The 19,652-nt window shown below is 58.1% G+C and carries 17 protein-coding genes; 5 read left to right on the top strand and 12 right to left on the bottom strand.

Features of this window, described 5'->3' with window-relative positions:
• Positions 1-287: 287 nt before the first annotated feature.
• From ACNA0I_RS22410 to ACNA0I_RS22420, 3 genes are all read right to left on the bottom strand, one after another.
• Positions 288-1,547, bottom strand: a complete 1,260-nt coding sequence (locus tag ACNA0I_RS22410; RefSeq protein ID WP_415808241.1) for a CaiB/BaiF CoA transferase family protein — start codon at positions 1,545-1,547, stop codon at positions 288-290.
• A gap of 19 nt (positions 1,548-1,566) precedes the next feature.
• Positions 1,567-2,376: an enoyl-CoA hydratase/isomerase family protein gene (locus ACNA0I_RS22415; protein WP_415808242.1), complete on the bottom strand. Its 810-nt coding sequence runs from the start codon at positions 2,374-2,376 to the stop codon at positions 1,567-1,569.
• A gap of 129 nt (positions 2,377-2,505) precedes the next feature.
• Positions 2,506-3,501: a Bug family tripartite tricarboxylate transporter substrate binding protein gene (locus tag ACNA0I_RS22420; RefSeq protein ID WP_415808243.1), complete on the bottom strand. Its 996-nt coding sequence runs from the start codon at positions 3,499-3,501 to the stop codon at positions 2,506-2,508.
• A 130-nt stretch (positions 3,502-3,631) separates the two neighbouring features.
• On the opposite strand from ACNA0I_RS22420, the gene ACNA0I_RS22425 reads away from it, so the two are divergent.
• Positions 3,632-4,342, top strand: a complete 711-nt coding sequence (locus ACNA0I_RS22425) for a GntR family transcriptional regulator (RefSeq protein WP_415808244.1) — start codon at positions 3,632-3,634, stop codon at positions 4,340-4,342.
• 118 nt (positions 4,343-4,460) lie between these two features.
• On the opposite strand, the gene ACNA0I_RS22430 is transcribed toward ACNA0I_RS22425, so the two are convergent.
• The gene (locus ACNA0I_RS22430; RefSeq protein ID WP_415808296.1) at positions 4,461-4,637 is read right to left on the bottom strand and encodes a hypothetical protein; all 177 of its coding nucleotides are present in this window, start codon (positions 4,635-4,637) and stop codon (positions 4,461-4,463) included.
• Between ACNA0I_RS22430 and ACNA0I_RS22435 the strand changes: the two genes are divergently transcribed.
• Both ACNA0I_RS22435 and ACNA0I_RS22440 read left to right on the top strand, forming a co-directional pair.
• On the top strand, positions 4,597-7,323 hold the full coding sequence (locus tag ACNA0I_RS22435) for an autotransporter domain-containing protein (protein WP_415808295.1): 2,727 nt from the start codon (positions 4,597-4,599) through the stop codon (positions 7,321-7,323). The genes ACNA0I_RS22430 and ACNA0I_RS22435 overlap by 41 nt on opposite strands.
• 327 nt (positions 7,324-7,650) lie before the next feature.
• Positions 7,651-9,729 carry an autotransporter family protein gene (locus ACNA0I_RS22440; protein ID WP_415808245.1) on the top strand — a complete coding sequence of 693 codons (2,079 nt, stop codon included), beginning with the start codon at positions 7,651-7,653 and terminating at the stop codon, positions 9,727-9,729.
• Positions 9,730-9,736: 7 nt separating this feature from the next.
• Here ACNA0I_RS22440 and ACNA0I_RS22445 read toward each other — a convergent pair whose 3' ends face one another.
• Entirely contained in the window at positions 9,737-11,035 is a 1,299-nt protein-coding gene (locus ACNA0I_RS22445) for an MFS transporter (protein ID WP_415808246.1), read from the bottom strand.
• Between the two features lie 95 nt (positions 11,036-11,130).
• Between ACNA0I_RS22445 and ACNA0I_RS22450 the strand changes: the two genes are divergently transcribed.
• On the top strand, positions 11,131-11,838 hold the full coding sequence (locus tag ACNA0I_RS22450; RefSeq protein ID WP_415808247.1) for a TetR/AcrR family transcriptional regulator: 708 nt from the start codon (positions 11,131-11,133) through the stop codon (positions 11,836-11,838).
• A gap of 24 nt (positions 11,839-11,862) precedes the next feature.
• Here the strand turns inward: ACNA0I_RS22450 and ACNA0I_RS22455 are convergent, their stop codons facing one another.
• The 6 genes from ACNA0I_RS22455 to glnK form a co-directional block, all read right to left on the bottom strand.
• Positions 11,863-12,198, bottom strand: a complete 336-nt coding sequence (locus tag ACNA0I_RS22455) for a ribbon-helix-helix domain-containing protein (RefSeq protein ID WP_094821715.1) — start codon at positions 12,196-12,198, stop codon at positions 11,863-11,865.
• Positions 12,199-12,359: 161 nt separating this feature from the next.
• Positions 12,360-13,958: a GMC family oxidoreductase gene (locus ACNA0I_RS22460; protein ID WP_415808249.1), complete on the bottom strand. Its 1,599-nt coding sequence runs from the start codon at positions 13,956-13,958 to the stop codon at positions 12,360-12,362.
• A gap of 19 nt (positions 13,959-13,977) precedes the next feature.
• Positions 13,978-14,589 carry a tat (twin-arginine translocation) pathway signal sequence gene (locus ACNA0I_RS22465; protein ID WP_415808250.1) on the bottom strand — a complete coding sequence of 204 codons (612 nt, stop codon included), beginning with the start codon at positions 14,587-14,589 and terminating at the stop codon, positions 13,978-13,980.
• 79 nt (positions 14,590-14,668) lie between these two features.
• Positions 14,669-15,067 carry a VOC family protein gene (locus ACNA0I_RS22470; protein WP_415808251.1) on the bottom strand — a complete coding sequence of 133 codons (399 nt, stop codon included), beginning with the start codon at positions 15,065-15,067 and terminating at the stop codon, positions 14,669-14,671.
• 207 nt (positions 15,068-15,274) lie between these two features.
• Positions 15,275-16,510, bottom strand: coding sequence for an ammonium transporter (gene amt, locus ACNA0I_RS22475; RefSeq protein WP_415808252.1), 1,236 nt, complete (start codon positions 16,508-16,510; stop codon positions 15,275-15,277).
• Between the two features lie 37 nt (positions 16,511-16,547).
• Positions 16,548-16,886 carry a P-II family nitrogen regulator gene (glnK, locus tag ACNA0I_RS22480; RefSeq protein ID WP_012249555.1) on the bottom strand — a complete coding sequence of 113 codons (339 nt, stop codon included), beginning with the start codon at positions 16,884-16,886 and terminating at the stop codon, positions 16,548-16,550.
• A 610-nt stretch (positions 16,887-17,496) separates the two neighbouring features.
• Here glnK and ACNA0I_RS22485 point away from each other — a divergent pair.
• Positions 17,497-17,754, top strand: a complete 258-nt coding sequence (locus ACNA0I_RS22485) for an accessory factor UbiK family protein (RefSeq protein WP_415808253.1) — start codon at positions 17,497-17,499, stop codon at positions 17,752-17,754.
• 102 nt (positions 17,755-17,856) lie between these two features.
• Here ACNA0I_RS22485 and ACNA0I_RS22490 read toward each other — a convergent pair whose 3' ends face one another.
• On the bottom strand, positions 17,857-19,461 hold the full coding sequence (locus ACNA0I_RS22490) for an AMP-binding protein (protein WP_415808255.1): 1,605 nt from the start codon (positions 19,459-19,461) through the stop codon (positions 17,857-17,859).
• Positions 19,462-19,652 lie beyond the last annotated feature (191 nt).

The following is a 19,652-nucleotide window of genomic DNA, read 5'->3' on the forward strand; positions in this document are numbered from 1 at the left end:
CGCTCCCTTCGACATCCACTCCGCTCGNCNACGAGGCGCCCCCACGCAGCCACTGCCCCGCATCGACTCGCAGTAACTCAAGCTCATCACATCGCTGGCATGACTTTCTTGCTTGGCGTTTTTCTGAATCAGCCTGGGTGAAGAGAAGGATCTTGCAGGGCTGCGATGAGCGGGTGCCCTGCACACCCGCTCATCGCGTTCGGGATTTGCATGCAGAGGCTGTGGCACCGTTGCTGGGCAAAAGATCTCTCGAGTCACGTTGACATAATGTCACGCACGGCGCTCGTCTAAGCCGTCGCACCCTCACGATCAATCGCCGCCACGACTCCTGCATTGATCAAATCATCAATCTCAGACTCGCTATAGCCAAACTCCCCCAGAATAGCGACCGTGTCCTCACCCAGCTGCGGAGCAGGCCGATGGTACTGCGCCGGCGTGGCCGACAACTTGACCGGCATCCCCACAGTACGCACCGTGCCCGCGACGGAGTGTTCCTGTTCCACCACCATGCCGCGCGCCAATGTCTGCGGATGCGACAGCGCTTGTGCGATGGAATGCACGGGCCCGGCCGGTACGCCAGCTTCATCGAAAATATCCAGCCATTCCTGCGCACTGCGGGTTTTCAAGATAGCGGACATACTTTCGACAAGCTCATCGCGATTGTTCATCCGGTCCCGGTTGCGTGCAAAGCGCGGATCCTCGGCCCATTCAGGTTTGCCCAACGCGGCGGCAATACGCTGCCAGTTCTTTTCGTTCGCCCCGCCGATGATGATCCAGTCTGTTCCTGTCGGAAACGCCTGGTACGGTGCGCTCAAGACGTGCGCCGACCCGGTAGGTCCAGGCGATACGCCGCTGCCAAAATAAATCGCGGCATGCCAATACAACTGCTGCAGGCTAGCCTCCAGCAACGAGGTCTCGACGATCTGGCCTTCGCCTGTGCGTTGTTTGTGTTGATATGCCGCCAACACGCCAAATGCCGCTAACAAGCCCGCATTGATATCGGCCACCGAATTCCCCGTACGCAGCGGCGGCCCGCCAGGTTCGCCGGTGATGGCCATCAAGCCCGAGAAACCCTGCGCGACCAGATCAAAGCCACCCTTGTCCGCATAGGGACCCGACAGGCCATAGCCCGATACTGCGCAGTAAATCAGGCCCGGATTTTCCTTGCGCAGCGTCTCGTAGCCCAGACCCAGCTTCTCCATCGTGCCTTTGCGAAAATTCTCCGTCACCACATCGGCATCGCGGATCATGCGCAGCAGGACTTTCTTGCCCTCGGGATGTTTCAGGTCCAGCGCGATGGCGCGTTTGTTCCGGTTCAACATCAAATACGGCGCCGAGATCCCATTGATCTGCGGGTCGCGATACTGCCGCGAATCGTCGCCGCCGTTGATTTTTTCGACCTTGATCACGTCTGCGCCCAAGTCGGCCAACATCATGCCGCAGGTGGGGCCCGCCATGATCTGTGACAGCTCGATCACGCGCATGCCTGCCAGCGCGCCTTTCGCAGCGCCGGTCGCGGAGGAGGGATTGGATGCGTGCTTTTCCATAGTGTTTCCTGAAACGGGATCAGCGTCCGTTGAACTGGGGTTTTTCTTTCGCCAAAAACGCGCGATAGCCGGTGCGGAAGTCTTCCGTATCAAAACAATCGAAAGCCTCGTCGCGATCGGCATCGGTCAATGGCGTGCCCGCCATCAGATTGCGGACGAATTTCTTGTGCCAACGCGCTACCAGCGGCGCGCCTTCAGCGACGCGGCGTGCGGTTGCCTGGACTTCGGCGGCGACCTGATCGTCCGCTGCTACCCGCGTGACGACGCCCAGCCGCAGGGCCTCGCTGGCGTCGAAAATCGTGCCTTCCAGCAGTACCTGCAACGCTACCGTGGGCCCCACCAGACGTACCAGGGGCGACAGTTCCGAGTATGACATCACCAAGCCGAGATTCTTGATCGGCACGCCAAAACGCGAGCTCTCGCCGCAGATGCGGATGTCGGCCAGGCTGGCGATTTCCAGCCCGCCGCCCACGCAAATCCCGTGAATCTGGGCCACGATCGGATGACGGCAGTTCGCCAGTGATTCGATCGTGCGGCGCATGACAGCCCCGTACGCGACGGCTTGTTTTTTGTTGCTGCGCGAGGTTTCGAATTCGCTGATGTCGTTGCCGGGCGAAAAGGATTTTTCCCCAGCGCCGCGCAATACGATGCAGCGTACGCTGTCATCTTCATTCAGTTCCAGAAAGGTATCGCCCAGCAATCGCCAGCCATCGATGGTGAAGGCATTGAGCTTCTCGGGACGATTCAGGACGACGGTCACGATGCCGCCATCGCGTTGCACCTGGACCAGCGATTCGCCGGCGGCGTTGGTGGTGGAAGTTGTGTTCATGGGTTCTCCGATCGGGCTCGATATTGATACCGGGTGGGGAAAAGGGCGCAGCCGCCAGGCTGCAGGATCAGTCAAAAATGTTGCGTATGGCATCTAAGGCTGGCAGCCATCGAGCTGCGCCGGCAGGGTCTACTGCTTGCTCAAGCCCAGGCTGCTGGTGATTTTTCCGTATTTGCTCCATTCGTCCTTGATGTAGCTGGCGAACTCGGCCGGCGTCTCGGGGCCGTCGCCCAACTCCATGCCTTGGTCGGCCAGTTTCGCCTGGATATCAGGATCGGCCAGTGTCTGTGCCATGGCTTGGTCAAGCTTGTCCAGGATCGGTTTGGGTAATTTGGCAGGCGCCAGCAAGGCATACCATTGGATGATGTCCATTCCCTTGATGCCGGCTTCAGCCAGGGTGGGGACCTCAGGCAAACGCTTGCTGCGCTTCGCGCTGGTGACCGCCAGCGGGCGCAATTTGCCGGCCTGGACCTGGCCGATCGCGCCTGGCAGCGTATCGAAATTCATGTCCACATTGCCGCCCAGCAGGTCCGTCATCGCCTGGCCGCTGCCCTTGTACGGCACGTGTTCCATCTCCACGCCGGCAATTTGCGAGAACCGCGCGGCGCTCAGATGTTGCGGGCTGCCCTGGCCGGATGAGGCGTATAGCAGTTGTTTGGGATGAGCCTTGGCGTCGTCGATCAGATCCTGTACCGTCTTGTAGTCGTGCTTGGTGGGGTTGATCACCAACACATTCGGCACCGACCCGATGTAGCGCACGGCGGTGAAATCCCTGATCGGATCGATATCCGACTGGACCACATAGGGTGCGGACACCGTCGACTGCATATTGGCCAGCATCAGGGTATAGCCGTCGGGATCCGCCTTGGCCACATAATCGGACGCGATCAAGCCCGAGGCGCCCGGTTTGTTTTCCACGACGATCTGTTGGCCTAGAACGCTGGAAAGTTTCGCCGACAGAATGCGCGCCGATACATCGGTGCCGCCGCCGGGTACAAACCCGACAACCAGGCGGATCGGCCGTTCAGGCCATTTCGACGCGTCCTGGGCTAGAGCAGGGGCGCCGGCGGAAATCAGCGTGGTGATCGCCAGGGCGCGGGCCCAGGCACGAACGGGGGTATGCATAGGGTATGTCTCCTCGGTAAGTGAGCCTGTCCGGGCATTGCTTGCTCTATGATTGGTACAGGCTTGGTATTCCTTTGGTGTTTGGTATACCAGATACAACAATAGACGATTTAGGACGTGCGAACAACCCATGGCTAACGCTGAAGCTTCGGTTTCTGACCAATCTCCCCTGGATTTGGCCATTCACCATCCCACTTTGCCGGCCGTCGTGGCTGAACGGCTGCGCCAATTGATCATCGATGGCACGCTCAAGCCGGGCACCTGGCTCAACGAGCGGGACTTGTGCGACCGCCTGAAAATTTCGCGTACGCCGCTGCGCGAAGCCTATCGGATGCTGGCTTCTGACGGGTTGTTGACCCTGCAGCCCAAGCGCGGCGCCATGGTGATCGAGCTGTCTGCCGACGACGTTGCGAATATCTTCGATGTATTGGCGGTACTGGAAGGCTTGGCCGCCCGCAGTGCGGCCGAGCGGGCCACGGACGAAGAACTCGCGCACATCGCGCAGTTGCACGAGCAGACCCGCGACCACTACAACAACCGGGACATCCGTGCCTATTACGCCACCAGCATGGGCACGCACATCGCGATCAATCGCGCAGCGCACAATCCTGCGCTGACGCATGCCTATGACCGGTTCAATCTGCAAGTCCAGGCACTGCGATATCGCTCAAACTTCGATCTGGACGAATGGACCAAGGCGATGAACGACCACGAGGCATTTGTGGGCGCCCTGCTGCGGCGCGATGGGGAAGAGGCGGAGTCCTTGATCCGTGGTCATCTGAAGGGGCGCAAGTCCTATCATATGCGGACAGTGCGTACGACGCCGGCCGCGGCATCGTGAGCTGTGCCATCGTGCGTGCCCCGCGCCCGATAAAGGGGGGATAACCTCATCGCCGATTGCGCACGATCGGCCTCGTTGTTTCTACTCGTCCGAATTCTTGCCTCGTGAACCCCTTTTGCTATTGACCGGATGCGGTATTGACCACAATCACGCCCATAGCAATACGCTCGGCGGCATGGGGAATGAGTTCAAGAAACGCTACCTTCGCGTTCAGATATACGTCGACGATAGTGGTATCGGTATGCGTATTGGCGATGGTGTTCAATACGGTGCGGGCGCAGCCTTCCAGCGACAAGCTTAGACAAAAAACTCGTGTTTTTCTTGATGGAAACAACAGAGTTGTATGGCGGGTGGACCTCGATGAGGTTAGCGAGCTGCGCCTACCTTCCTTCTCGGTTCCTGATTGGCCGCTTAAAGGCACCATTACGCCGCCTCCCGTTTATGCGTCGGATTTCACCGGAGAGGGAGTCAAGGTTGGGATATCCGATTTTGGTTTCGATACGCTGCGAGACTCCCCGCATTGGCTGGCGTTGAGCGGAGTGATACACGAGAATCTACCGATTAGAAAGATTGGCGACCCGTCCGTTCATGGTGCGATAGTCGCCCGCATCGTAGCAGGCAAACCCCTCGGAGATGAATACGCTCAGGGTATTGCTCAAGGCAGTCGTCTATACGTGACCGACGCCCGTACCACATATAAGAAATTATTCGCCAACGATGTCACTATCATCAATCATTCTTGGGTGTTGACTGGTCGTGGTCACGACGGGATTCGAGAACTAGGCAATGCCGACGAGGCGACTTTGTTAAAGAGGTTCGTTGGTGAAGAGGAGATCACGCTGCACCAGGCCGTTTGGATAAATGACGTCCTCATGATTTGGGGCGCCGGGAACGCTGCAGCGTCCGCCCCTTCATACCCCGGACTGCTTCCCGGTCTGCTGCCTACGCTGCAAAAAGGATGGCTCGTCGCTACGTCGATTCATTCCGATGGGACGTTACGTTCCTATGCCAACGCGTGCGGCGAGGCCGCTAATTGGTGCATCAGTACGGTGGAGGGGCGCGCCGGCGACTACAAGGGAACGTCATTGGCCGCGCCGGTGGTGACGGCCACAGCGGCGTTGGTTTCCGAGGCACACCCTTGGATGGATAACAGCGCGTTGCGGCAAACCTTGCTTTCCACGGCGGATGATCTTGGAAAACCTGAAATCTATGGATGGGGGCGTCTGAATCCGGATCGTGCCGTGCGCGGCCCGGCCTTGTTTGATTCGCGGCTTACCTTGGGTGGGGATTTCATTGCCGATATCCCGAGCTCCGCACCGTCATCCGGTTTTTACAACAATATCGCCGGTGATCGTGGGCTGATCAAAAAGGGCGGCGGCAGATTGGCGTTATGGGGGGAAAACACGTACACCGGCGGCACGCAAGTTTTGGACGGAATTCTGGAACTCCATGGCAGCGTTGCAGGTTGGCTGTCTCTTTCTCAGGGGGCCATACTCATCAGCAACGGAGGCAGGATCGGCGGGGATTTCGTGAATGCCGGAAAGGTGTATCTCGAGGGAAAGGGCTTGCACGTGCAAGGCGATTACATCGAGATGGGACGGACGCGGCGCGTCTATATACCCGTCGACGCCGTATTCGAAATTGACGGGCGGGCGTATATCGGCGACTCGAGCTTGCATATTTTGTCGCCTAGTCAGATCTACATATCAACGGCGGCCCGAATGTTAATGCGTGCGGGCGAAATCATTGGCGAGTTTGGCGCTGTCGCGATAGATGGCTTGTACCAGGCCACGGTGAGGTATGGTTCCGAACAGATCGATGTGCTGATCGACAGATATAACGTTGCTACCGCGGCGCGGGCGTCGTTCGCTGAGGGGCGCGTATTGCACGCCAGTGCGCTTGCCGTCGAGACATCATTTGCAGCAGTAGATCGCAAGTTGCAAGGCGAGTCCGTCGATGTGAGCGATGCGTTCATATCGCAGGCAGCGATACTGCAACACATCGATTCCACGGAAACCTTTGAAATCACATTGAATAGTCTCACGGGCGAGGTCTACGCCTCGTCCCAAGCATTGAGTTTTCAGCAAGCGCAGATTGTCAATCGCGCATTGTCCAACCGTGTCGATGCGTTGAGTCGTACGCACGACGGCGGCGGACTATGGATCAACATGCTGGGCGCCGATGGCAAACTGCAGCAATCGGGTTATGCCAGCGCCGATACGCATCTGTTTGGCGCGCAGCTCGGGGCCGACTATCGCTTGAACCCGCATACGATCATCGGCGCGGCATTCTCATGGTCGCAGGCGAATGCGGTATTTGATGGACCAGGCGGACGTTCCAAGGGGCGCAGCGTAGGGCTTTCTGTCTATGGCCGCCATGGCGGAGCTACGGGAAATTATCTGGTTGGCCGCCTGGGTCACGATTGGATTCATACCGACGTTTCACGCGACATCATGATTGGGCAGAGCGAGCATATCGCCAGCAACCGTCATGACGGTATGACGTCCGCCTACGCAGAGCTGGGCTATGTTCTGTCCGCGGGATCATCGACCTACACGCCTTTCGCAGGCATCGAATACAGCCGTCTGCATCGCGGCGCTTTTCATGAAACCGGCAGCCAGTTTGGATTGAGCGCCCGACACGCCTCGTATGAACAAGGCGCGGCATTGTTCGGCATGCGACATCAATCCGGGCCGATGCGATGGACGGCTGGTGAGACGACATTCACGGGGTCCGCTGCTTATCGCTACGGCAATCCGGGCAGCCTGAGGTTTTCCGCGGCGTTCAACGGTGCGCCCGATGCCAGGTTCACGCTGCAGGGGATCGGGCTGCCGCGACATAGCGGTTGGCTGGGTTTCGGCGTTGTCACGCGGCAGGACTCCTCCCATCTCGACTGGTTCATCAATGTCGATATGCAGCTCGACCATCATGGTGTGAACAGCAAGGCGATTTCGGCAGGGCTGCGCTACGAATTTGGATAGATGGGCTGCGCTTGCCGCGGCGATGGGGCGTTTGTTGCCGTGCGCCGTGGTTGCAATGAGTGGGCTGGCACTGTCAGTTCGTCTCATTTCTGGGCTTGAGTCGGCACATTCCCACGGTTTTCGAAACGTCGTGGCTCAATGGTTCGCGTCATCTAACTGAGAGGGAGCGAGCTAATGATCACGATCTGCAAACTCAAACGGAACTCGAGTGTCCGCGGATGGGTGGTGTCCCCGGCAATGCGTAAGCGCCGACCAAAGCCATCCGCAGTGGCCGCGTCGTACGTATTGCTGGCATCGTTGTCTCTGCCCTGCGCCGCACAATCCGTGATGGGTCCGCATGTCGGTAATGATGTCCGCCGGTCTCATGTGGTTCCTTTTTCTGAGCTACACAGTGAAGAGCAGTCTTGGTCTGACTGGGTTACCTTAAAACGACCCAAGGTTTTGTTCGGCTCTCAAACCGTGATCGTCCGTGACGGTATGCGTACGCGCGATGATTTCTCGTTCGACGAAGTGCACGTTGTCGGAGATAGCCTCAGCAAATTGATCACCAGGGGCGGGGACGCTTCCAGGCCACTGACCATGCATGACAACGACTTCAACGGAGAAATCATCGTCAAAGCGGGCGCACTACAGGTGGACGATAGCCGCATCGCTGCAAAGCGGATCACGGTACAAAATGAGGCGTCGTTACTAGGGAACGGCGTGGCTGCACCCGACTATGGGCCTGGACGGCAGCGGGATCAGCACATTCTGATAGAGCGCGGAGGGTCGTTGCAGGTCGGCTCGTTAGCGGCGAGAACAAAATATCAGGCAGAAAGTTTCGTTATTAAAGGCAATCTCGCCGTCCATGGGGACGTATGGATTCATAATTTGCCAAGCGGAGCCGGCAGTACGCTCTATGTGCAGGGGGATTACCATGGGGAGAAAGGGAGTGTCGTGCATATGGCAATTGACGAGCGTGCTCGTTTGGTGAAGTTGATCTCCCCGTCGCGCAGCATGGCTCACGACAAATTGGTAATCATGGGAAATAGCAGCGGCGAATCCCAAGTCAGAATTATCAATTTGGGTAGCGGCGCCGATATTGATTACGCTCGGGGCGTTATCAAGCTGATTACCGTACGCGGGGATTCAGCGGCGGAGTTCACCCTGGCGGGGCGCGCCGTGGCGGGGTCCTATGAGTACCGTCTGGCACGACGAGATGATCGCGACCCAGCCTCCGGCTCAAGGAAGGACTGGTACCTGGTGAGTGATACGTCGGAAAATAAGGATCAATCAGACGGATCCGCAGGCGACTCATCCAGTTCAGAGGGCCGCACGTCTCCCAAGCAGATCTCCGAACGACCTCCCTCGGACGAACAGAGCGCTGCGGCTGATCCTGGTAATTCATCAGACTCAAAGCCCGACACCACAAACGAGAATGCCCTCATCATCCGGGCACCTCTAGCGCCACGTACCAAAGTCATCCGCCCCGAGGCAGGCTCCTACAACAGCAATGCCCTGGCAGCCAACACCATGTTTCAGATGAACCTGAACGACCGGCTCAGCAGCTACTACCAGGGCGAGGCCCCCGGCCATCATGGCAGCGTATGGGTGCGGTACAACGGCTCGCGCAATCACCTCAATGACGCCTCGGGGCAACTGCGTATCCGGGGTGACAAAAACATGGCGATGCTAGGCATCGATATGCTGGCGAGCTCGACCAACCTGCTCGATCAGATCACCCTCGGTGTCATGGGCGGATACGGACAGTACCATGGACACACGACATCGCGTGTGTCGGGCTATTCGAGTCACGGCAAGGTGGACGGTCACAGCGTGGGGATCTATGGCACCTATCAGCAAAACGCCGATATCCAGAGCGGGATATACCTGGACAGCTGGGTGCTATGGAACCGCTTCAACAACAAGGTCAAGGGCGATGACTTGCCGCTCGAAAAATACACCTCAAAAGGCGTCACGGCGTCGGCAGAACTCGGCTACAACGCCAAGATCGCCGAACGGAATAACGTAAAGTACGTGCTGCAGCCCCACGCGCAGATCATTTATCAGAACGTACGCTCCGCTAATCTGCAGGAGGCGAACGGTACGCGTGTCCACTTCCTGAATCGTGGCCGTACGCAGACAGTCGTTGGTTTACGGGCGGCCGCACACATCCCCAGCGGCTTGACCTCGACCATCACACCGCACCTCGAGCTCAACTGGCTGCGCTCCAGCAAAAACTACGCGGTGCGTATGAATGGTGTGGGCGCCGAGATGCATGGCGGGCGCAACACGGGTCAATTGAAATTGGGCGTAGAGGGCGACATCAATCAGCGTGTCTCACTCGATGTTGCCTTGTTCCGCAATCAAGGCAACTCGGGATATCACGAGACAGGGGGAAATCTGGCGTTGAAGTATCGCTATTAATCTCAGCTCAGGTTGCTGCCAGCGGAATCGGCTCGGGCGCTCTGCCCGAGCGCCGAATCATCAGCGCCAGGATGGCCGCGATGATGCCGGTCGCTCCTGCCAACACAAACGCCACCAGATAGCTGCCTTGCGTGTCGCGGATATAGCCCGCCATCCATGCCGCCGACGCAGCGCCGACTTGATGGCCCGCGACGATCCAGCCAAATACGATCGGCGCATCGCGTTCACCGAACGCCTCGGTGGTCAGGCGCAATGTGGGCGGGACGGTCGCGATCCAATCCAGACCGAAAAATATCGCAAAAATCGACAGACTGTAGAACGAGAAATCGGAATAGGGCAGATACATCAGCGCCAATCCGCGCAGCCCGTAGTAAACAAACAGCAGCTTGCGCGGATCATAGCGATCCGTCAGCCATCCGGACGCCGTCGTGCCGATCAGATCAAAAATCCCCATGACGGCCAATAGTCCTGCGGCACGCACCTCGGGAATGCCATGGTCGCCGCACAGCGCGATCAGATGCGTGCCCACGAGACCATTCGTCGTAAAGCCGCAGACGAAAAACGTTGCGAACAAATACCAGAATGTGCGTGTGCGAATCGCACGATTCAACGCACCGAATGTCGCGGCCAGTAAACCGGTGCGCGGTGCCGGTGCCGCCAATGGCGTATCGGGCGCAGAACCATAGGGCGTCAGGCCCACGCTGGCCGGCCGGTCACGCACTAGCCACCAAGCCAGCGGCACCAATGCTGCTGTCGCCGCAGTCACCGCCCACACCGCACGCCGCCAGTCGCCAGACGAGGCCAGGGCGGCCAGACCGGGCAAAAACAGCAATGTCCCGGTCGCCGTACTGGCGGTCAGCAATCCCATCATCAGGCCACGGCGTGAAGCGAACCAGCGGTTGACCACCGTCGCACCCAACACCACCGCCACCGCGCCCGAGCCAATACCGGAGAACACACCCCAGCTCAGTAACAAATGCCAGGGTTCGGTCATGAAGCTGCTCAGCCCTGTAGATATCGCCATCAAGCTCAATGCAGCGACCAACACACGGCGCACGCCAAACCGTTCCATCGCTGCCGCAGCGAACGGCCCCACCAGGCCATACAGAAAGATCCCCACGGCGGCCGACAATGAGGTAGTGGCGCGGGTCCACCCAAAGTTTTCCTCCAACGGGATGAGCAACACGCTCGGGGTAGAGCGCAGGCCAGCCGAGACTAATAGGGATAGAAAGATGACGGCAACCACCACAAAGGCGTAGCGTTGCCCATAGTGCTGAAAGGGGCGAGGGAGCTGGGATATACTCATGTTACTGACTGGTACGTATCGGGAACTCGTATGCTACGTACCGGTCAGTAACATCGTCAAGTAAAAAATATTGATCCGATGTCAGGAGTATCGCCATGACCCGTAAAACTGCTTCCTCTGCCGCGGCTGAGTTGTCCCCCCAATCGGCGCCCCCCAAGCTGGCGTCCGAGCGTATTCGCGAGACCGCGCGCCGCATGTTCTATGAGGATGGCATTCGCGCGGTGGGTGTGGACGCCTTGGTGGCCGAGGCGGGTGTGACCAAGCCCAGTCTGTATCGCAGTTTTTCGTCGAAAGACGAATTGGCAGCGTCGTATTTGCGCGACTACGAAGTCGAGTTCTGGGCCAAGTTCAATGAGGGAGCGCCCCTGCACCCCGATGACCCGCGTGCTGCGTTGATGGTGTATTTCGAAGGCCTGGCTCAACGCTCGGCGGGCAGACCCGTAGCGCCGACCTCGGATCGCGTCGCGCGAGACGAGAGCAGCCTGCCTGTGGCCACCACACGTTATCGCGGTTGCGGCTTGACCAACGCCGTCGTCGAGTATCCCGAGCCCGATCATCCTGCGCATCAAGTCGCTGTGAGGCACAAGGCTGATCTGCGTGCGCGTATGGTGGAACTCGCGGTGGACATGGGGGCCGCGGATCCGGATGTCCTGGCCGACGGATTGATGTTACTGCTGGAGGGGGCGTTTGTGTCTGGCCAGATATTCGGCGAGGGCGGACCGGCGCGCTATCTGCCCGAAGTTGCCAGCCGTTTGATAGATGCCAGTATCGCACCACCGCAGCCGGCGCCGCGCAAAAGCTGAGGCGGCCAGCGGTTCAAGGGCGCGTCACCGCGCATGCGCCAATACCGGCTGAAACCGCGTCGCATCACGCCCATCGCATAAAGGCGTGAGATCGGTGTTCTTCTGCGATAAATATCGTAGACAGCAAACACGCAAAAACGACGCAAAGCTCATCGGCATATCCCCGTGGCGAGCGAGCAATTCATCATGCAATTTGATCGCAAACTGACTCGTCGTCAGGTCTTCGCGTTCCGCGATTTCCTGCAAGACGTTCCAGAACAGATTTTCCAATCGGACCGTCGTCACCACGCCGTGAATGCGTAACGAACGCGTGCGGGATTCGTAAAGAATCGGATCCGTATTTACATAGATCTGGCACACGATTGTCCTCCTATCTTGAAAAAGCGGGACCCGGTCGAGCGCCGGGCTTGCCGCATTGATGTTACGCCGATTCCGCGGTTCCCGGTGCCGGGACGGCAATCGGCGTCCGTGCTGCCGGCTGGCGCGCTCGGGCGCCCCCTCTCTGTGATGGCCTCAAGACTTTAGATCGCTCCGTGCTTCATCTGTTCAGCAATGTAATCCGCTTGGCGAATTGCCAACGATACGATAGTCAGCGTGGGATTTTCCGCTCCACCCGTTGTGAATTGACTGCCGTCCGAAATAAATAGATTGCGGATGTCATGCGCTTGGCCATGCTTGTTCACGACACCGTCTTCGGGTTTGTCGCTCATCCGTGCCGTGCCGAGATTATGCGTGGAAGGATAGGGCGGTACACGATAGGTATCCTTGGCCCCCACCGCTTTATACAATGCCTCGGATTGTTTGAAGCCATGTTCGCGCATGGCAACATCGTTTGGATGGTCGTCGAAATGTACGTCTGCGGTCGGCAGGCCGTATTGGTCCTTCAGCTCGGAGTTCAAGGTAATTCGGTTGGAGGCCTGGGGCATGTCTTCGCCCACGATCCATAGTCCCGCAGTGTGCGCATACTGATCCATCGCATCCGCGAATTTCGCACCCCATGCGCCCGGATCTAGAAACGCCGCGTAAAACGACAATCCTAGAGATATCGTCTCCATGTGATAACCGCCTGCAAACCCGCGCGACGTGTCGTGGCGCGCCTCGTCCTCGACGATGCCGGCCATCACCGTGCCCTTGTACATGTCGACTTTATTTGCAAACGTGGCATAGACCGAACCAGTCGTATGCCGCATGTAGTTGCGGCCCACCTGATCCGAGCTGTTTGCCAGTCCATTGGCAAACTTCGCCGAGTGCGAGTTCAGTAACAGACGGGGCGTCTCGATGGAGTTACCTGCGACCGCAACCGCACGGGCTTTTTGCCGTTGAAGCGCTCCTTTGGAGTCGTAGTACAGCACGGCATTGACCTTGCCCGCCTCATCATGTTCGATACGCGCCACATGTGCCTCGGTACGCAATTCCGCATGCCCGGTTTCAATCGCGCGTGGCAGCTCCGTATACAAGGTGGACCATTTCGCGCCGAATCGACAGCCTTGAAAACAGAACCCGCGCTGATAGCAGTGAGCCCGATCATCGTTGGCCACGCTATTGATCGCCATGTGGCCCGTGCTGACATGCTTGTAGCCTATCTTGGTGGCGCCTTCGTGGAATATTTTGAAATTGTTGTTGCCCGGCAAGCCTGGCAAGCCATTCGTACGGGTCACACCGAGTTTCTTCTCGGCACGAGTGTAATAGGGATCCAGATCCTCGCGCGTGATCGGCCAGTCGAGTAATGTCGCACCATCGACTTTTCCATATGTCGTCAGCGCCTTGAATTCATACGGCTGAATACGCAGACTGGCGCCGGCCCAGTGCACCGATGTGCCTCCGACGGTTTTACAGATCCATGCAGGCAGGTTGGGAAAATCTTTCGCGATACGCCACGAGCCAGATGCAGTACGCGGGTCGAGCCACGACAATTGCTGAAACGACGCCCATTCATCAGCCAGAAAATCCGCTTGCGTATGCAATTTTCCGGCTTCGAGGATGACGACGTCTACGCCTTTCTGCGCGAGCTCATTGGCCAATGTTCCGCCGCCTGCGCCCGAGCCGATCACTACGACGACATGATCATCGTCGAGGGAAAATTTTTTGCCGGGCTGTTCTGGAGTATTTGTGTTCGCCATGTCTGTCTCCTCGTTCTAATTAGTTTGCCGGGATAGGGCCGCTGTCTTGTTCCGGGGGATTCGGCAGCCACGCCAGATCATTGAATCCCTTGTATAGATAGCCGCCATCTCCCGCCTGTGCGCCATAACCGAAATGGGCATAAGCCAGCGCATTGGAGTAAAGCGAGACCACTGCTGTCGAACGTACGGTCTGGAAAAATGGCGTGTCCGCCAACGCGGCCACGTCACGGTCCTGGTCGACGACAGCACGAGTGGACCAATCACCACCTGCCTGCGTATCGAGTTTGCGTATACCCTCGGCCAGTTGATCCCGTACCGCGGCAGCACCCGCAGCTTTGCCGTCAAGGTCTTTGACGACGAGTGCATACACGGCGTCATCCAATGTGGTGTGAGGATAGATGCGCTTGATCAATGCAAGCAGGACCTTTCCCTGATGCTCATCGAGGCTTTTTAATTCCAAGGCCCAGGCCCGGCTCGGTGCGATGAGGGTCAGCGCGGACGACATCGCCAATGTGCCAAATAACACGCCCGTGCCTTTCAACAGGGCTCGGCGTGTGAGCGAAATACAGGACTTTTCTGTGGCGGGTGACGGCTCTCGCTCAAGGGCGAGAGCGATGTGTTTGGATTGCATGTGTGTCTCCTTATCGTAGCCTTGAGCAGGCTTTTCTTGGTCACGGGCTCGGGTATTGCCATAGCCTGGCATCGTTGAGCTACTGATAGTGCCCGTGGCGTTCGAGCACTTCGATCTTGTAATTGTCAGGGTCTTGAACGAAGAAATAGCGCGCGATCAATGCGCCGTCTGCGGCGAAGAATTCTTTGAGGTCATTGGGGGTGAATCCCAGTGCAGTCAGGCGTTCGCGCTCGTGGACGGCATCGTCCACCACAAAGGCGACATGTCCGTATCCATCGCCGTGCGTATACGGTTCGCTTTTGCCCTTGTTCCACGTGAGTTCGATTTCCGTTTCGCTTTCGCTATTGCGTAAATACACGAGCGAGAAACTGTCAAAATCCAGTCGATAGCTGGGCTCGAGCCCAAATGCGGTTTGATAGAACGCCAGCGATTTGTCGAGATCGCGCACACGCACCATCGTGTGAATCAGTTTTGCCATGATGCAGGTCTCCAGTCATTTTTGTGGTGAGCAATGCGCTTTGCCATTGCGGTATGGAGAGCAGTCTAGGCAGATTTGATCGAGGATAGGTAATAGCGGGCTAAATACTGACGCAAATAAAAAACCACCGATGCTTTCACATCGGTGGCTTTTCCCCTTGGGGAGACCGTTTGCCGCCATATTCAGCGCGGCGTCAGCCCCTTCCTTTTAACTGTGGTATGCCGATTCGCCGTGGCTGGTTACGTCCAGGCCTTCGCGCTCCTGGTCTTCCGGTACACGGACACCGCAGAGCATGTTGGCGATCTTGTAGGCCACCCATGCCACCACGCCCGACCACACAATGGTCAACAGCACGCCTTCCAACTGCACCCAGAGCTGAGACATCACCTCGCCGGTGCCGGCACCGAGACCGCCGAGCGCCTTGGCATTGAACACACCGGTCAGCAGCGCACCGACGATACCGCCGACGCCGTGCACGCCGAACACATCCAGCGAGTCATCTGCACGCAACATGCGCTTCAGGCCATTGACACCCCATACGCAGACAATGCCAGCCAGCACGCCGATGATGAGCGCGCCGCCCGGGCCGACGAAACCCGCTGCCGGCGTAATACCCACCAGGCCTGCGATAGCGCCAGAAGCAGCACCCAGCATCGAAGGCTTGCCCTTGATTGCCCATTCGGTGAACAGCCAGGCCAGAATCGCGCCAGCGGTCGCAATCATGGTGTTAAAGAATGCCAGCGTAGCGCCTTCGTTTGCGGCCAGTGCCGAGCCACCATTGAACCCGAACCAACCCACCCACAGCAGGGCGGCGCCGATGAAGGTCATGGGCAGGTTATGGGGTTGCATTGCTTCGCGGCCATAACCCACGCGTTTGCCGATGACATACGCACCAACCAGACCGGCGATCCCCGCGTTGATATGCACCACCGTGCCGCCGGCGAAATCCAATGCTTGGCGGGCATTGAGCAAACCAGGCGCGGTCTCCGAGGCGAACCACACCATGTGCGCAATGGGCACATAGGCAAAGGTGAACCAGATGACCGTAAACACGAGCACGGCGGAAAAGCGTGCACGTTCAGCAAAACTGCCCACGATCAGTGCGCATGTCAGCCCGGCAAACGTCGCCTGGAACGACGCAAACAGCAGTTCGGTCAACGAGCCGGACATGGCGTAGGTGCCATCTGCGGAATTGAACATCCCCGAGAAAAACGCGCGCGACAGTCCGCCAAAAAAGGCATTGCCCTCGGTAAAGGCCAACGAATAACCGTAAACAAACCACAGCACGACGCCCAATGCGAACGTGCACAACACTTGCAGCATGACAGACAGCACATTCTTGCTGCGCACCATGCCGCCGTAAAACAATGCCAATCCGGGCGCTGCCATCATCAGTACCAACAGCGTTGATACCAGCATCCAGGAGATATCCGCTTTATCCATTTTTCAGGCTCCAATGCTTCTTGCTTTGTTGTTGTGCTTACAGGGCGGCTTCGCCGGATTCACCTGTCCGAATACGAATGACTTGCTCCAGCGGAGCGGTAAAGATCTTGCCGTCGCCGATCTTGCCGGTACGGGCGGCTTGCTCGATCACGTCGATCACTTGGTCCACCAGGTGATCCGGCACGGCGGCTTCCACGCGCAGCTTGGGCAAGAAGTCCACGGCGTATTCCGCGCCGCGGTACAGTTCTGTGTGTCCCTTTTGACGGCCAAAGCCCTTGACTTCGGTGACCGTCAGCCCCTGTACGCCGATCCCGGAAAGCGCTACTCGTACTTCGTCGAGCTTGAACGGCTTGATGATGGCGATGATGAGTTTCATGGCAGTTCCTCTGATGGTTGCATTCACGCATGAGCAATAAAGCAATATGCGTGCCATCTTTTGGCTGCCGCGCCGCCGCAGGATAAAAAAACCCTGTCAGGGCGCAAATTCGCTATGACTGCAGTGGGAACGCCGACCGGCGACACCGTTGATGCCGGGGACGCGGCGGGCGCCGATCAGTTTTTGACCAGACATAGTGCGTCATTGCACTATTGTGGTGCATTCATGCCCTGAGATGATCCCCTGATTGGTGCGCGGCACCGGGGTAGGGACGGTTGAAACAAAACATTTGCCAACGGCTGGGGTTGTATCGAATTGCTGCGTCTGTTTCGGCGTTTCGCAGCAATGTATCGAATTTGTTGATACGCGGCATTACACCCAGTGGCTTGTTGTCGGCGGCAACGTCAGGAAGAATCGAACCGTACCAGATGCAGTGCGACGGGCACTCGGACAGTGTGTCTATCGCAAGCAATGGCTCTGGTGCAATTCGATTTTCTCCTGTGCTTTGAGGCGGTGCCGTGTACGGCCCGCCCATTTTTTTTGTTGTAGGGTTTGGTAGGGCTAGAGCGGCTACACTCTATACATTCAGAACATCGAATGCGAGGACGTCATGAACCGCACCCAATGGCTCGAAGATTTCCAGAAAAATCTTTCCGACTTGATCGCGCGCAGCCCGGCCGCTGATCTCGAACGCAATGTAAAGGCGATGATGGGGCAGGCCTTTACGAAAATGGACCTGATCACCCGCGAGGAATTCGACGTACAGGCGGATCTGCTGGCTCGTGCGCGCGAGCGTGTGGATCAACTGCAAGCTCAGGTGCAACAGCTGGAGTCGCGTGTTGCGGCTTTGGAGAGCAAGCCGGAATAGGTTGGAGTTTGTCCAGGCCGCAAAAGGCGCGCACGAATAGATAGCGATCGCTGTCCCCGCCTAAAAGGCAGGCCGAACGCACAGATTGGCCGACTTCAGCCCTCACAGCGCGGCGTGCCGATCTCCGTCAAGCAGTCTCTGCGCCATTTTTCTGAGTTCGTGCTTCTGCACCTTGTTCGAGTTGGCGCTTTGCACCATTGGAAACTGCTGCACAAACGCGACTCGTTCAGGGACTTTGAATTTTGCCATTGAGGCTTGACAGGCGCGAATGATGGCCGCCTCGGTCACGTCTGCCCCGCACGAGGCAATGGCAAATGCCACCGGTACGGTTTTTCCCTCGCGTTCGGCGCCCACGACTTGCACTGCTTGAACGCCGTCGAGCTCGCGGATGAACGCCTCGATTTCCATCGGGTTGACCAGAAAACCTGCCAGACGCAGATGTTCTCCGTCTCTGCCCTGAAAAACAAACGTGCGTTCATCCACCGTGAAGCCCAGATCGCCTGTGCGGAAAAATCCATCGGGATGGATGGCTTTGCGGGTGGCTTCAGGATTGTCCAGATACTCTGACATCAGGCTGGGGGCCTGGATTTCAATCTGTCCGATGGCGCCGTGCGGCAGCGTGTTGCCATGCTCGGGATCTACCGCACGGACCCTGCCGGCTGGCGAGGCCAGGGTTCCTCCGGCGGCACGTCGATATTGCCAGTCCATATCGAGCCGCTGGCCCGCCACCAAGGCTTGGAGTTCGCTGGATCCATATAGCCCGGCAATGGGTATCCCCGCCTGTAGCGCGCGTTCGGGCAGATCGTCCATAGAGGGGGCAAAGCTGGCATAGCCCACATACTGCAGCGTAGGGAAGGGCCGGCCATTGCCCGCCGTTTCCTTCAGCAGCAGATCAATGAGTTCGTTATTGGCAAAGGTGTGGGTCACCGCGTGATCGGTGATTTGCCGCACGGTAGTGCTGGCATCGAATACTGCCAGCGATACCAAGGAGGCGCCGGGAACCAGGCCACTGAGCATCGTGGAAAAGCCAAACGCGCCGCACATCGGCGCAGCAATGAGCACCACGCTCTGCGCAGTGACACCATAGGCCGAGGCCGCAATGGCTCCGTGATTGATCAGCCCCTCTTGCCGATGCAGGACGAGCTTTGGCTCGGATGTGGTGCCCGAGGTGGTGTAGACCAATGCTCCGTCACGGGCTTGTCCAGGATCCGAAATGGGAAACGTGGTGTCAGTGTTCGCGTATGAGATCAGGTCAAGCGCCGGCCACGCATCGCGCAAGGTATGGGCGACGTCTGCGTTGGCTTGAACGGCAATGACGCCTTTCAGTTGGCCAACGATAGCAGCGTCCACGCATTTGAGCGTATCGACAAACGGCAACCCTTTAAAGGCCGGCCAGAATGCCAGCCAGCGGCATTGCCCGCGTTGCAGCAGTTGGCCGACTTCATGTTCCTTGAACCGGGTGTTGACTGCGACCACCATCATTCCCAATCTGGCACATGCGAGAAACGTCACGAGCCATTCGACACAATTTGGCATCCACAGCGCCAGACGGTCTCCGCGGCGAGCCCCGCGAGACGCCATCAGTGCCGCCATACAGTCCACTTCAGCCAACAACTCCGCGTAGTTCAGCTGGCGGGCGTTATCTTGAAATGCGATCCGTGCCGGCGCCGTCCGAGCATGCTGTGAAAGCAGGGAATAGAAGTCCACTTTGCACTCCTTAGACCACGGAGATCAGCGTCATGAGTCTGTGTCCCATGGCTCGGCCGATACCCTTGCCGGCACCCGTCACCGGTACTCGCTTTGTGCTCATGCGCGTCTCCTTGAGTTCTTGCCGCTTTTACTTTATTGGTCCAACTCTACTAGATTGCTGCAGCATCTTCACGAAAGGCCGAATCGGT

The sequence above is a fragment of the Bordetella muralis genome, assembly GCF_965139205.1.
Classification (GTDB): domain Bacteria; phylum Pseudomonadota; class Gammaproteobacteria; order Burkholderiales; family Burkholderiaceae_B; genus Bordetella_A; species Bordetella_A muralis.

Excerpts from the sequence above, each read along its gene's own strand:
- ACNA0I_RS22410 (WP_415808241.1), bottom strand. The coding sequence starts at position 1,547 with ATGGAAAAGCACGCATCCAATCCCTCCTCCGCGACCGGCGCTGCGAAA.
- ACNA0I_RS22415 (WP_415808242.1), bottom strand. The coding sequence starts at position 2,376 with ATGAACACAACTTCCACCACCAACGCCGCCGGCGAATCGCTGGTCCAG.
- ACNA0I_RS22420 (WP_415808243.1), bottom strand. The coding sequence starts at position 3,501 with ATGCATACCCCCGTTCGTGCCTGGGCCCGCGCCCTGGCGATCACCACG.
- ACNA0I_RS22425 (WP_415808244.1), top strand. The coding sequence starts at position 3,632 with ATGGCTAACGCTGAAGCTTCGGTTTCTGACCAATCTCCCCTGGATTTG.
- ACNA0I_RS22435 (WP_415808295.1), top strand. The coding sequence starts at position 4,597 with ATGGTGTTCAATACGGTGCGGGCGCAGCCTTCCAGCGACAAGCTTAGA.
- ACNA0I_RS22440 (WP_415808245.1), top strand. The coding sequence starts at position 7,651 with ATGGGTCCGCATGTCGGTAATGATGTCCGCCGGTCTCATGTGGTTCCT.
- ACNA0I_RS22445 (WP_415808246.1), bottom strand. The coding sequence starts at position 11,035 with ATGAGTATATCCCAGCTCCCTCGCCCCTTTCAGCACTATGGGCAACGC.
- ACNA0I_RS22450 (WP_415808247.1), top strand. The coding sequence starts at position 11,131 with ATGACCCGTAAAACTGCTTCCTCTGCCGCGGCTGAGTTGTCCCCCCAA.
- ACNA0I_RS22460 (WP_415808249.1), bottom strand. The coding sequence starts at position 13,958 with ATGGCGAACACAAATACTCCAGAACAGCCCGGCAAAAAATTTTCCCTC.
- ACNA0I_RS22465 (WP_415808250.1), bottom strand. The coding sequence starts at position 14,589 with ATGCAATCCAAACACATCGCTCTCGCCCTTGAGCGAGAGCCGTCACCC.
- ACNA0I_RS22470 (WP_415808251.1), bottom strand. The coding sequence starts at position 15,067 with ATGGCAAAACTGATTCACACGATGGTGCGTGTGCGCGATCTCGACAAA.
- amt (WP_415808252.1), bottom strand. The coding sequence starts at position 16,510 with ATGGATAAAGCGGATATCTCCTGGATGCTGGTATCAACGCTGTTGGTA.
- glnK (WP_012249555.1), bottom strand. The coding sequence starts at position 16,886 with ATGAAACTCATCATCGCCATCATCAAGCCGTTCAAGCTCGACGAAGTA.
- ACNA0I_RS22485 (WP_415808253.1), top strand. The coding sequence starts at position 17,497 with ATGAACCGCACCCAATGGCTCGAAGATTTCCAGAAAAATCTTTCCGAC.